At 61.4% G+C, this 13,746-nt stretch carries 10 protein-coding genes; 9 read left to right on the forward strand and 1 reads right to left on the reverse strand.

All coding sequences use genetic code 11. The features are described from left to right. Positions 1 to 119 precede the first annotated feature (119 nt). Positions 120 to 1,946 carry a magnesium transporter gene (locus I2D57_RS06300; protein WP_430733576.1) on the forward strand — a complete coding sequence of 609 codons (1,827 nt, stop codon included), beginning with the start codon at positions 120 to 122 and terminating at the stop codon, positions 1,944 to 1,946. 74 nt (positions 1,947 to 2,020) lie between these two features. Then, positions 2,021 to 3,217 (forward strand): Nramp family divalent metal transporter, encoded by a 1,197-nt coding sequence (locus I2D57_RS06305; RefSeq protein WP_195361882.1) that lies wholly within the window; start codon positions 2,021 to 2,023, stop codon positions 3,215 to 3,217. A gap of 543 nt (positions 3,218 to 3,760) precedes the next feature. Here I2D57_RS06305 and I2D57_RS06310 read toward each other — a convergent pair. After that, entirely contained in the window at positions 3,761 to 5,977 is a 2,217-nt protein-coding gene (locus I2D57_RS06310) for an acyltransferase family protein (RefSeq protein ID WP_195361874.1), read from the reverse strand. Between the two features lie 187 nt (positions 5,978 to 6,164). On the opposite strand from I2D57_RS06310, the gene I2D57_RS06315 reads away from it, so the two are divergent. The 7 genes from I2D57_RS06315 to I2D57_RS06345 all read left to right on the forward strand — a co-directional run bounded on the left by I2D57_RS06315 (position 6,165) and on the right by I2D57_RS06345 (position 13,671). Next, positions 6,165 to 7,127: a ribokinase gene (locus tag I2D57_RS06315; RefSeq protein ID WP_195361875.1), complete on the forward strand. Its 963-nt coding sequence runs from the start codon at positions 6,165 to 6,167 to the stop codon at positions 7,125 to 7,127. A 30-nt stretch (positions 7,128 to 7,157) separates the two neighbouring features. Further along, a complete protein-coding gene (locus tag I2D57_RS06320) occupies positions 7,158 to 8,132 on the forward strand; it encodes a nucleoside hydrolase (RefSeq protein WP_195361876.1) in 975 nt (324 codons plus the stop codon). A gap of 102 nt (positions 8,133 to 8,234) precedes the next feature. Further along, positions 8,235 to 8,723 carry an S-ribosylhomocysteine lyase gene (locus tag I2D57_RS06325; protein ID WP_117848352.1) on the forward strand — a complete coding sequence of 163 codons (489 nt, stop codon included), beginning with the start codon at positions 8,235 to 8,237 and terminating at the stop codon, positions 8,721 to 8,723. Between the two features lie 134 nt (positions 8,724 to 8,857). Continuing rightward, positions 8,858 to 9,502, forward strand: coding sequence for a DUF4867 family protein (locus I2D57_RS06330; protein ID WP_195361877.1), 645 nt, complete (start codon positions 8,858 to 8,860; stop codon positions 9,500 to 9,502). A gap of 169 nt (positions 9,503 to 9,671) precedes the next feature. Then, a complete protein-coding gene (locus I2D57_RS06335) occupies positions 9,672 to 11,555 on the forward strand; it encodes a histidine kinase N-terminal 7TM domain-containing protein (protein WP_229055662.1) in 1,884 nt (627 codons plus the stop codon). Continuing rightward, positions 11,552 to 13,051: a sensor histidine kinase gene (locus tag I2D57_RS06340; RefSeq protein WP_195361879.1), complete on the forward strand. Its 1,500-nt coding sequence runs from the start codon at positions 11,552 to 11,554 to the stop codon at positions 13,049 to 13,051. Before I2D57_RS06335 ends, I2D57_RS06340 begins: the two co-directional genes overlap by 4 nt. Beyond that, a complete protein-coding gene (locus I2D57_RS06345) occupies positions 13,048 to 13,671 on the forward strand; it encodes a response regulator transcription factor (protein ID WP_195361880.1) in 624 nt (207 codons plus the stop codon). Before I2D57_RS06340 ends, I2D57_RS06345 begins: the two co-directional genes overlap by 4 nt. The last annotated feature ends 75 nt before the right edge of the window (positions 13,672 to 13,746 follow it).

Genomic DNA, 13,746 nt, shown 5'->3' on the forward strand with positions numbered 1-13,746 from the left:
GCGTCGAGCGGCGTGCCGCCCGCGCATGCGTATACATATCCAGAAGCCCCCGGACGCCGCACGCGCGGCCGCGTCCGGAGGAATAATGATGGGGAGCACCATTGAATTATCTGAGTGAGATGCTCAAATTGCCGGTCTTGGACGTCGACGGCGAAAAGCTCGGCGTGGTCAACGATTTTGGTATTGCTACCGGCGAAGTTTTTCCGCACGTGACGTCGCTCGCGTTCCGCGGACCCGGCAAGACGCCGTTTATGATCAGCTGGCGCAAATGGGTCGACCGTATCGACGAGACGGGCGTACACCTTAAGACGTCGGCTACCGAAATTCGCTTTTCGTACCTGCAACCGACCGAACTCTTGCTTGCCCGTGACGTGCTCAACAAGCAGATTGTCGACACGCAGGGCATGAAGGTCGTGCGCGTCAACGACATCAAGTTTTCCATGTCGGGCGAAAACCAGCTGCGCCTGCTGGGCGCCGAGGTCGGTGCTCGCGGTCTGCTACGCGCCATCAGCCCCGCGCTCGAGCATATCGTCGAAGGCTTTATGAAGCACCTGGGCAAGCCGCTCAGTGAGGACATCATCGCTTGGTCCTACATGGACCTGCTCGACCGCTCGACCAAGAACATTCAACTCTCGGTGTCGCACAAGACGCTCGGTGAGCTGCACCCTGCCGACATCGCCGACATTATCGAGCAGCTCGACCCGCGCCTACGTGCGCAGGTGTTTGCGCAGCTCGATACTGCCCAGGCCGCCGAGGCCATCTCGGAGTTCGATGACGACGAGCTTATGACCGAGATGCTCGAGGGCCTGTCCGACACGGACGCATCGTCGATGCTGGCCATGATGGACCCGGACGATGCAGCTGACCTGATCGACGAGCTCGATTACGAGAAGGCCGAGAAGCTCCTGCGCCTGATGGGCGTCAAGGAGGAGAAGGCGATTCGCAACCTGCTGGGGTATGAGGACAACACCGCCGGCCGCATCATGACCTCGGAGTTTGTCTCCCTGCCCGCCACGGCAACGGTCGGCGATGCCATCGAGGCGATTCGCGAGCTCGACGAGGACTTCGAGAGCGTCTACTACGTCTATACCGAGGATCCGAGCGGCATGCTGACCGGCGTGCTTTCGCTGCGCACGCTGATCGTAGCCGACCGCGACGCCACGCTGGGTCAGCTGGCCTATCGCGACCTGGTCTATGTGTCGCCCGACGAGGACCAGGAAGACGTGACGGACGAGATGACCAAGTACGACCTGGTTGCCATCCCTGTCTGCGACGAGAACCGTCATATCCTGGGTATCGTGACCTTCGACGACGCCATGGACGTTATCGCCGAGGAGCATCAGGAGGACCTGCAGATCGCCGGTGTCGGCTCGGGCGATAGCGCGTCGGACGACTCGACGAACGTGCTCAGCTGGTTCGTGCATCGCCAGTACTGGGTTGTTGTATGGGGCATCGCGTCGTGCATCATGGCGACCGTGCTGGGAACGGCGCTCGGCTCCGCGCATCTGGTGGTGTTCCCCATGTGCGCCATGCCGCTCGTGCTGCTGGCGGCCTCGCGCATGGTGTCGTTCGTCAAGAACTACTTCCTCGAGTACGACGGCCACGACGACGAGCCCAAACCGTACCTGGGATTCTTCTTCCAGAGCACGGGTATGGGCCTGATCCTTTCGCTCGTGACCTACCTGTGCGCGCAGCTGGTGCGCACCGCCGCGTTCCCCGATGCGCCCATGTTTGAGGAGCAGCTCTTTACCGGCTGCTTTAATATCGCTGCCATCATTTGCCTGGTTGGCAACATGAGCGCCGTGATTTACCTGATGGTGCTGTTCTGGCGTGACGAGCATGACCTTAACACGTCGGGCACCGCCATGAACGTTATTGCCGTCATGATCTCGTGCGTAGCGTACTGCGCCGCTGCGGTGCTGCTCACCATGTCGGTCATGGGTTAGGTGGTCGCGTGCAAAATACCAAGCAAAAGTCGGGCACCAAGCAAAAGTTGACCATCGCGGCCATCTTTGGCGCTATGGGTCCCGGTCTGCTGGCGGCGCTTTCGGGCAATGACGCCGGCGGCATTGCAACGTATTCCAGCGCGGGTGCCAGCTATGGCTACAAGATGCTCTGGATGCTTCCCGTCATGACTGTGCTGCTCATCGTGACGCAGGAGACCGCGGCGCGCTGCGGCTGCGTCACGGGCAAGGGCCTGGCATCGCTCATTCGCGAGCGCTTTGGCGTGCGCAAGAGTGTACTTGCTATGGCGGCGCTGTTGATCGCCAACACGGCTGTGACCATTTCGGAGTTTGCGGGCATCGCCAGCGGCCTTGCCCTCTTTGGCGTGCCGGCGAGCATTTCGGTGCCGTTGGTGGCGCTGCTGGTGTGGATGCTTACCATGTCGGGCAGCTTCCAGCGCATCGAGAAGATTCTGCTGCTGGTGAGCTGCGTGTTCGTGACCTATATTGTCGCCGCGTTTATGGCTGGCCCCAACTGGGGTGAGGTCGCGGTCGACCTGGTCGTGCCTAACATTCAAAATGACCCCAGCTACGTGTCGCTCGTGGTCGCAACGATCGGTACCACCATCGCGCCGTGGATGATTTTCTTGGCGCAGAACAACGTGGTCGATAAGAACGCGGGCGAGGACGATATCGTGCTGCAGCGCATCGATACCGTGAGCGGCTCGCTTGCCGCCGATGTCATTGCCGGCTTTATTATCATCACGACCGGTACGGTGTTGTTCCCGGCGGGTATTCAGATTAGCGATGCCGCCGATGCCGCCCGCGCGCTGGAGCCTATTGCGGGTCAGTGGTCCACGGTGCTGTTTGCCTCGGGCCTGGTCGCGGCGAGCTTCTTGGCCGCCTGCGTGCTGCCGGGCGTCACGTCGAGCGCTATCTGCGAGGCATTTGGCTGGGAGCGCGGTGCCGACCGCAGCTGGGACGAGGCCCCGGTCTATCGCGGCATCATTACGGCCATCATTGGCATCTCTGCCGTGCTGGTGCTTATGCCCGGCGTCGATCTGTTCCAGATTATGATGACCTCGCAGGTCATCAATGGCGTGCTGCTGCCTGTGGTTCTGGTGTTCCAGGTGGTTATCGCCGCCGACCGTCACATTATGGGCGCCAACCGCAATGGCCGCGTGTGGAACGTGCTCACTTGGGCGACTATCGCCGTGATTACGGTGCTCACGGCCGTCATGTTTGTCCTGCAGGCGATGGGTTACAGCGCTTAGCGCCTCTTTTGGACTCCAAACAGGCCGCAGCGATGGGCTACGGCCTGTTTTTGTCTGCTATAGGGTGTTAGTTATATGGCAGTGGGCAATAAATGCCAAATATGAGTACTGTTGCTAAGTGAATAGCATTTACATTCAAGAAGATAATAAACATAACCTATAGTATGTTCATTAAAATTGGCTCCAATACGCCTTAAACCAGTCAGGTTGGCTGTCTTAGGGGGTTGTAGGGTTCGCTCGGACGTCATTTTGGGTGGTTTTGCCTGCTACTAAAATGGTAACAGTACTCATATTTGCCCTTTTTTGCCCACAGACCTTTGAGGGTGCGGCGAAAAGGGCTTGTTTTGATTGTTTGGGGCAGGCACGAGGCGCGGAAACGATGTCTGGAGCGACGGAGCGGCCTGGAATTCATCCGTAGAGGTCTTCATTGGCTGCGCCAGGAGTGTCCCTAGGTACCGGCACATAAGGAACGTCCCTAACTGCCGGAGGGGGCGTCTGCCGTGGCAGACGCCCCCTCCGGATGTGGGAAGTTTGCGCTGCAGGTTACTTGTCGGTGCCCAGCTTGTGCGGCTTGAAGGCAAGCGCATTGACGAGTGCGTCGGTGGCAGACTTGACGGCTGCCGGCTGCGGATCGTTGACGTGATCCTCGGGGTGTACGGGCAGGTCCTTCTTGACAGCATCGTGGATCAAGTTGAGGTACTCAGTCACGCCAGTGGTCGATAGGTGCGTGCCATCGCCATCGAACAGGTCGTTGCGGTTAGCACTGTATCCGTACCAATCGATAACGCGCACGTTCTTGTAGCGCGTAGCGGCGTTGGCGATGGCCTGGTTGGTAGAGCCAACCCACGGCTGCGGGCTGCGCGTGTTCACAAACACCACAATACGCCTATCTCCTGCATCGGCCATGATGGCGTCGATCTGGTCGTCGGTTACCAAGCCGTTGGTGCCCAGGGCAAAGACCACGATCTTGCCGGCAAGGTTCTGCTGGATATAGCCCTCAAATGTCGCACGGCCCGCATCGAACTGGCGGCCCTTTTCGGCATCGATATGGCTGTGCGGGAACACGCCGTCAAAGGTGTCCACGGCACGCAGCGACACGGAGTCGCCGATCATAAGCAGATCGTAGGAGCCATCGGGGAAGCCGTCGTTGTCCTTGTCGGTGTCGTCGGCCGCCTGCTGGTCGGTGGGCGCGGTGTTCTTGGCTTCCTTGTTCAGAACTTCGGCGCCCTCGCCGCTCAGCGCAGACGTCTCGGGCACAAAGATCAGGCCGCCCAGTGCAACGACCAACACGACAGCGCAGGCTGCGCAGACAGGGATGTGCGTGCGTGCCCAGTTGGCGGGCGTGGTGGTGCCATCGCGGAATTCGGCGACGGTGCGCCCAAAGGCGCCCTTCCTAAACGGAGTCTCGATAAAGCGATAGCAGCACTCTGCCACGGCGACCACCAACAACACCTGCAAAATGTACTGCCACCACGGCGTATCGTTGATGTTGGCGACCGGGTTCATGAGGAGCAGCAGCGGATAGTGCCACAGGTAGATGCTGTAGGAGCGCTTGCCAACCCACACGAGTGGCTCGGCGGACAGCGCGCGGGCAACCATTCCCTGGGGCTGCACGCAGGCCGCGATGACCATGAGCGTGAGGATCGAGCACAGCAGCGTGCCTCCGCGATACTGGAAGGCGGTGTAGCCGTTGGTGAGCGCGACCATGGCGGCAAGGCCAACCAGACCCACGACGCCCAACACATCGATGGATGCGGGCGAGGACCAAAAACGCACGAGGGCGCTCGGCTGTGCCGGGGCGGTCTCGGCTGCTTCGTCGGCCTTCTCGCCAGGTTTGCCCTCGGCGTTCTTGCCGTGCTTGGCGGCGCCAGCCAGGCGATTGAGCCCCAAACGATGAGCGAGACGCACCGGCGCCAGGTCGCGATCGGGGATAAAGGCCATCCAGGCACCCAGCAGCAGCGAGAACACGCGGGTGTCGGTGCCGTAGTACACGCGGCTGGGGTCGGCGGCAGGGTTGTAAAGCACCATCATGGCTAGGGCAGATACCACGGCAAGGCCCAGAACCACGCGGCGCGTGTTGGGTTTGCTCACATGCATGGATACCATGGCAAACAGCAGTGGCGGCCAAATCAGGTAGAACTGTTCCTCGATGGCAAGCGACCAAAAGTGCGTGAGCGGCGAGGGGTCGCCCAGAGCATTGAAGTACGAGACGTTTTGGGCAATCTGCCACCAGTTGTTGAAGAACAGCAGCGACGGCAGGATGTCGGGGCGCATCTTGGTGAGCATCACGTGGTTAAAGAGAGTGCACAGCGCGCAGGTTACCACCACGACGGTCACCACGGCGGGGACCAGGCGACGGATGCGGCGAATCCAGAAGCTCTTAAGGTCGATGCGTCCGGTCTTAGCGACTTCGTTGAGCAGCAAGCGCGTGATCAGATAGCCCGAAAGCACAAAGAAGATCGTGACGCCAAGCAGGCCGCCCTGCGCCCACGTGAGGTTAAGGTGATAGAGCACCACCGCGACGACGGCGAGCGTACGCAGGCCGTCAAGGGCAGGGATGTAGCGGGATTTGGGGCGAGCAGGCGTCTGCTCCGCGGCGGGAGTGTTGGCGCGGCCCGCGTTGTTGGCAGAAGCACGATGGGGGCTCACGGTGCGTCGCGGTTCGTTGGCACGGCGTTCGCCCTTCACGCGTTCGTGCGGCGCCGGCTCGTTGCCCGTGCGGCGTCGACCGCGCGAGCCCGATTGCGAGAGTTGTTCCATAAAACATCATCCAATGACGAGAATAATCAGCACGCCTTCATTGTAGCTGCCTGCTCCTGTGAATGCTTGCTGCTGGCGCAAGCTCAAGCACGCGTCCACATCAAAGTGAACTAAAGTTATAGGGGGTGCGAGAGCGCACGATCGACGGTTGGCGGTGGGCATAGGGCCCGCAGATGAGGAGGTTTCCATGGCAGATCGCGGCATCGTTGCGGTGTTCGGCAGCATGAACATGGACCTTTCGGTGGCGTGCGAGCGCATACCGCGTGCGGGCGAGACCGTCGGCGGCAGCGGGTTTATCACCAACGCCGGCGGCAAGGGCGCCAATCAGGCTGTAGCTGCCGCGCGTATGGGCGCGTGCGCGCACATGGTCGGCGCGGTCGGTCGCGACGCGTTCGGCGCGTCGCTCGTGGTGGGGCTCCAAGACGCCGGCGTGGACTGTGACTTTGTAGTGCATCGCGATGACGTGGAGACGGGAACGGCGACCATCATTCGCTGCGAGGGCGACAACCGCATCATACTGTCACCGGGTGCCAACCATGCGCTTGCGGGTGCGGACGTTGCCTGCGCGCTGAGGCGTCTGGTGGCCCATGAGCTCGACGGCGACGCCAGAGAGATTGCCCCGGCTGCCGGAAGCGTCTTTATCGCCCAGGGCGAATGTGACCTTGCGGCGACGGCCGAGGCGCTTGTTTGCGCTCACGAGCTGGGGTTCTATGCGGTCTTTAATCCAGCGCCTGCCTGCGAGCTGCCTGCGGAGGTCTGGTCTGCGGTCGACCTGGTCTGCCCCAACGAGACCGAGTGCCAGGTGCTGACGGGCATTCTGCCCACGGATGACGCGAGTTGCGTCACCGCGCTCAATGCGCTGATCGACAAGGGCGCCGGGGCTGCGGTCATCACGCTGGGCGGCGCCGGCTCGGTTACGCTCGGCGATGGCGGTGAGCTGCTGCGCATGCCGGCACTTTCGAGTACGGTAGTCGATACCACGGCCGCCGGCGATACGTTTATCGGCGCGTTGGCGGCGGCTCGCCTAGAGGGCTTGCCGCTCTTTGAGTGCATGGCTGCGGGTGCTCGCGCCTCGGCAGTGACGGTGTCGCGCCTGGGCGCTCAGCAATCGATTCCCACGCGCGCCGAAGTTGAACATTGGTTTGGTTAAACGATAAAGACGGAGAAGCGGAGTAGAACAATGGCAATCAAGAAGCTGATCCTTGATCTGGATATGGGTGTGGACGATGCGATGGCGCTGGCCTATGCCATCGCGAGCCCCGAGGTGGAGCTCGTGGGCATCACCACGTGCTTTGGCAACGTGCGCGTCGAGCAATCGGCGCACAATTGCTTGGCGGTGCTCGATCTGCTGGGTCGCCCCGAGGTTCCGGTGTACCTGGGTGCCGACCGTCCTCTGCAGGCGACTGAGCCCTATACGCCGCCGGCGTCCACCGCGCTCATTCACGGCAAGAACGGCATCGGCGGCGCGAGCGTGCCCGCGTCGCCCTACGAGCCGGTGGGGGCGACCTCGGCCGACGGCAACGCTGCGGTCGATTATCTGATCGATGCCGCGCGCGCCTATGGTCCCGATCTGGTCTACGTAGCGACTGGCCCGCTCTCCAACCTGGCGCTCGCCCTGGAGCGCGATGCGGCGGCGATGATGTCCATCGGCCGCGTGGTCGTGATGGGCGGCGCCCTTACCGTGCCCGGCAACGTGAGCGCGGGTGCCGAGGCCAATATGGCGAGCGACCCCGAGGCAGCCGACGCGGTGCTGCGCTCGGGCCGTAAGCTCACCATGGTGGGTTTGGACGTGACGCATCGCGTGGTGCTCACACGCCGCGACATTGCCGGCTGGACGGGCTCGGGCACTATGGCCGGTTGCGCGTTTGCGAGCATGGTCGAGCACTACATTGGCTCGTACGAAATGAACGCGCCCTACCTGGGCGGCTGCGCGCTGCACGATCCGCTGGCCGTTGCCGTGGCGATCGACCCCACGCTCGTAGGTGCGCTCGGCTGCAACCTGCGTGTTGATCTGCTGGGCGAGTACCGCGGTCGCACCATCTGCGATGAGCGCCGCCTGTCCGATCCGGACAAGAGCGCGCTTGTGGCACTGACCGTGGATGCTCCGCGCTTCCTGTCCGAGTTCAAGACACGTATGGCCCGCGTCTTGGGCTAAGTTGTCTTTTTGGGACGGGGCTTTTTGACTGGTATGATTGGTGCGACCAATCGAACCAGCTAAAAGAGCCCCGTCCCAATTTGACTATCGAGAGGATCTGCCATGGAGCGCATCGCCAGCTTTTCCGTTGATCATCTGCTGCTTGAGCCCGGCGTGTATGTGAGCCGCATCGACCGCGATCCGGCGACCGGTGCCGCCGTCACCACGTTTGACCTGCGCCTGACCACGCCCAACAAGGAGCCGGTCATGAACACCGCCGAGTGCCACACCATCGAGCACCTGGGCGCGACGTTCCTTCGCAATCATGCCGAGTGGTCGAGCCGCATTGTCTACTTTGGCCCCATGGGCTGCCGCACGGGCTTTTACCTGGTTGTCTTTGGCGAGCTGACGAGTGAGAAGGTCTTGCCGCTCGTCCGCGAGCTGTTTGAGTTTGTCGCCGGCTTCGAGGGCGATGTCCCCGGTGCCGCTCCCGAGGAGTGCGGCAACTACCTGGACCAGAACCTCCCCATGGCAAACTGGCTCGCGCGCCGCTATCTCGACCGTGACCTGGCCGATATCGATGAGAAGCACCTGCATTATCAGCAGGCGTAAGTCCCTCGCAGGAATAGCGTTTGTACTAGAAGCGCTCCCGCTCTTTGCGGAGCGCTTTTTTATGCCGAGTGCTCAAAACAGAACAAGATTGTTCTAGAATGTTCATACTGTCACACAAACGAACAGGAGCGAACATGCATATCTACTCTGTCTCTGATCCCGAGTTCAAGTCCTATGGCAACGTTTGGGATAACGTTCCGTCCGAGCTTACGTCGCCCGTGCTCGAGGCACTTGCCTCCACGCCCATCCCCGAGGGCAGCAAGTATGTGGCCTCTGCGCCCGAGCTCGAGGGCGTCAAGGATGCCGACAAGCTTGGCTTTCTCATGTTTGGCGGCCGTCCCTTCCAGCTCGGCTGGTGCAACGGCCACAACACGCAGCTCAACTGCCTGGAGTATCACCGCGCCAGCGAGTTCAACCTGGGTGCACGCGATTTTATCCTGCTCGTGGCGCATCGCTGGGAGATCGAGGACGGCAAGCTCGACACCGCGTGCGTCAAGGCGTTCCGTGTACCGGCCGGTACGCTTGTTGAGGTCTTCAACACCACGCTGCACTACACGCCGTGCATGGTCGACGAAGGCGGCTTCCAGGTGATGGTGGCGCTGCCGGCGGGCACCAACGGCCCGCGCCCCGAGGCCGCAGCCGACATGCCTGCCACCGGTGACAGCTACTGCTACTGGAAGGCCGACAAGTGGGTTCTCTGCCATGCTGACAGCCCCAAGGCAGCCGAGGGCGGCTACGTAGGCCTCATCGGCAAAAACCTCGACATCACCGTGGACTAGCGCATCGCCCCAAACCACCACAAAGGTGCCTGTCCCCTTTGCGGTGGTTTGGGGCGGGCGGATATCGGGAAGTGCCAGACGGGGGAGGCTGCCGGGCGCCTTGCCGTCTGCGGATTTTGGGACATGTGGCCCGCTTTTTGAGCCTGTCTGTCGGTACACTAAAAGCACTATGGGTACCCGCGAGCGACATATCGGCCACGCGGCCGCCCGATCCGCTCCCGTGGCGGATCTCAGGGGCGGCAGGCTCTTCGCCATGCCGCGATTCCTCGTTGGCATAACACATCAGGTGTACCGCCACCGCGTCTTTGCTATCGCCGGTGTCATCACCGCGCTGTTCCTCATGCTTTTGGCAGTCTTGCCGGCGCTGTTCGCCTTCGACCCCAAACTTTCTAACGCCGTGCCCGCCTATAGCGAGGTGTCCGAAGAGGTTGTGGATGCGCTCGTCCATTCGAGCTCTCTCCCGCTGCTTGTCGCCGCAATTATATTTTCGATCTGGGGCGTATCGGTCTATCTGCGCTGTTTGGACTATGTGTTGCGCCGCCGCCTTGTTGCCATCGCCTCCATCTGCGCCCTGTGGATGATCGAAGTCATTCTCAAGTACAAGTCGTTCACGCCGTTCTATGCCACCGTGCTGTGGTACCTGTACTACGTGCCCATGACGCTCATTCCGCTGCTCTACCAGTTGTGTGGTCTGCGCCTTGCGGGCCTGGAGCAACACCGCCTGGGTCGCCGCTACTGCGCTGCGCTGTGGATTACGGCTATCCTGCTTATCGGATTTGTGCTCACCAACGATTTTCACCAGCAGGTCTTCCACTTTGACCGCACAAGCGACACCTGGAGCAACGACTACACGTACGGCTGGGGTTATTTCGCCGTCCTCGTGTGGACGGCCTTTAACTTTGTGGCCTTTTTTATCCTGGTGGGCCGGTCCTCGTCCTTTCGCATCCAACGTTTCTCGGGCACGGCGGCGCTCGTGCTGCTGGGTGGCGCATTCTTTGCCATCTCGTATGCGTTGCGCGTGCCCTGGGCATGGAGGCTCAACTTCTCGCTCGTCTATTGCGTCCTGTGCGTGGTGGCGATGGAAATCTGTCTCGATTGTGGTGTCATTCCGTCGTATCACGACATCGCCGGCATTTTCGACACCTTGCCGCTCGACCTCAAAGTTCTAACGCGCGACCTGCAGGAGGTCTATGCCACGCCGGTGTCAAAGCCAATGCCGGTAGGCGTGCGCGAGGAGTTGCGGACCCAGGAGCACGGCCACGCCCATGCCTTTGCCGTGGCGTCCGATCCCGATGTGATGTACCGTGCCTTTCCACTGCTGGGCGGATCGGCCCTGCTTGCCCAAGACGTGTCGGAGCTCAACGAGCTTAACCGTGAGCTGGCACATCGTCGCATGGAGCTGCAGCGTCAAAACGAGCTGCTCGCCGCCGACTACGACCTTAAGACGCATTTGGCAGATCAAGAGGCCGAGACCTTGCTGGTCCAAGACGTGGACCAGGCGATTGCCCGCGCGCTCGAAGGGATGTACGACCTGCTGAGCTCGCTGCCGCCGTTGACCGACGAGGCGTCTTCGCACGAGCGTTACCGCATGCTGCAGCGCGCAAAGATGCTCGTCGCCTATTGCAAGCGCAAGGGGTCGCTCACGTTGGCACAGCATGGGGAGAGCGGTTTTGATCGCGACCGCATTCAGCTCATTGCCAACGAGCTTGCAAGCGACCTGCGCACCATCGATGTCGATTGCGCCTCGATTATCGCCATACGGCGCCCGATGCACGCCAGTACGGTAAGCGCCCTGTACGACTGCGTGTATGACTTTGCGTTTTTTGCCTACACCACCGACCATCCGGCGCTTATGTATCACTTGGGCGACCATGACCGATGCAGTGTCGAGCTGCGCGCCACGCTTTTTTCCAACGATGATGAAGATCTTTCGCAGACGCCCGCCGCGCAAGAGCTCGAAAGCGCTCTGCAAGGGCGCAACGTGGCATACCGCCTTGAGGGCGAGCCCGGCCAGCTGCGCATGATCGTCTTGATGCCGCGGGCGGGTGAATGACGATGCAGATTTCGCTCATCCTTCCCCAAATCGTTGCGCTCGATGTTGTCTTTGCCCTGGCTGCGTGTCTGCAGACGATCCACGTCCCGCTCATCGCATCGCGCCGCTCGTCCTATAACCGTAAGGTGATTTGTGCCTACGAGGCGAGCCTCGTGCTTCACCTAGTTATTTCGGCGCTCATCTTGTTCGCGTCGTCTGGCTCATATCTGGTGGCGCCGCTTGACGTTTGCGCCAGGGCAATGGGCGGAGTACTGTGGCTCAATGCCGCAATCTTTGCCTATGGCGTGGTGCTTATGGTGCGCTATCGTCGCCCCGTCATGCTGGTCGAGCTGCTGCTTGTTGTCGCCGTTACACCGCCGGTGGTTTTTGCCACGGGCTCGGCGTGGACCGTTGTCCTTATCGCAGAGGGAGCGTTCTTCCTGTTCCGCTCCATCGCGGCGCTCTTGATGGACGTCCGTAACCGCCAGGAGGATATCACCGCGTTCTCGACGATCGAGACCATCAACGTGATTCCCGTGGGCATCCTGTATCTGGACCCGAGGGGCCGTCCGCTGCTCATGAACCGCTGCATGCGCAAAAACCTGGTGGAACTTCATATGCCCACCGATCTAGGTGACATGAGCGGCACATGGAACGACCTGCGCAAACTCAGCATGCAAATGCCCGAAAGCAGTAGGAACCGTGTGCGGATTAATCTGGACCGCTTTGGTGAGGCGCGGGCGGTGGTCGAGGTTTCTCCCGCCGAGATTCGCTTGTTTGTGCACGATGACGTTATGGTTTCGGGCCGCCTCTTTGAGCGCATTATCGGCCTGGATGTAACAGAGTATGCGCATGCTCATGATCGCCTGGCGCAAGCCAACCACCTGCTTGAGCTTGCGGGCCAAGAGCTCCAAGCCCAGATCGAAGAAGTCAAAAAAGTTGCTGACAATGCGGCCTATCTGCGTATGCGCGCTCGCGTGCACGACGTGATCGGGCAGCGCCTGTCCATCCTCCATCGTTATCTGGAGGAGGGGCGCCTGGATGACGAGTCGCTCGAGCAGATCGACCCACTGCTGCGCTCAATCGCTGCCGATCTGCGCAGCGGGGGCGACACCGAACCGGCAGAGCAACTGGGCGATATCGTCCATGCCTTTGGCCTGGTAAGCGTGCAGATCGATGTGGAGGGCGAGCTGCCAAGCGACGCGCGCGTCGCCGCAGCCTTTCTGCAGATTATCCGCGAGGCCTCGACCAATGCCACCAAGCATGCACAGGCCCATCAGGTCCATGTGCGCCTGCGGCAGGAGACGTCGGAAAACGGCGCTGTTGCGCGGATGGCCGTTTCTAACGACGGCGCGCCTGCACCCGTATCGTATCGCGAGGGAACGGGTATCCCAGGTATGAGGCATGTCGCACAGAATCTGGGCGGCAGCCTGGAAGTCCACACCGCCCCGCCCTTCACGCTTACGGTGTCCATCCCGCTCGCCTCCAACGCCACGGTCCAAAGGAGAAGTTCATGATCCGCGTCCTTATAGTCGAAGACCAGGCCATCCTGCGCGAGAGCCTGGCGCGCTCCGTTGGCGACCAGCCCGATATGACCGTTGTTTCCGCCATTGCCGATGCTTCCGAGGCCTTGGGTGTCGCGCTCAAGGAGCGCCCGGACATGATACTGATGGACGTGTGCACCGAGCACGATTCCAACGGCATCGTGGCGGCGGCGCGCATCAAGGAGCAACTGCCCGAGTGTCGCATCATTATCATGACCGGCATGCCCGAGATCACCTTTGTCGATCAGGCCCGCGAGGCGGGCGTCGACAGCTTTGTGTACAAGAACGTCGGTATCGACGAGCTGTTCGCCGTGATGCGCTCCACGCTGGCGGGCTATTGCACGTTTCCCAAGCCGCCCGAGAGCATTTTTTCGGGCACGGCGACCCTCGACGATGTCGAGCTGTCGATTTTGCGCCTTGCCTGCGAGGGCAAGAGCCGCCGCGAGATCGCGGCCGAGCTGTTTATGAGCGAGGGCACCATCAAACGCCGCATCTCGGAGATTCTCAACAAGACCGGCTACGACAACATCATGCGCCTGGCCGTGCATGCGGTGACCGAAGGCAGCATCGTCCCCAACATGGAGCGCCCGTAGTCGGTGTGCCGCCCGTGCTCCAACGCCGAAGATAGGTCGCCCGCCGTTTTGCATCTAAAAACGGCGGGCGACCTG

It is taken from the genome of Collinsella aerofaciens (assembly GCF_015553355.1).
Classification (GTDB): Bacteria; Actinomycetota; Coriobacteriia; order Coriobacteriales; family Coriobacteriaceae; genus Collinsella; species Collinsella aerofaciens_V.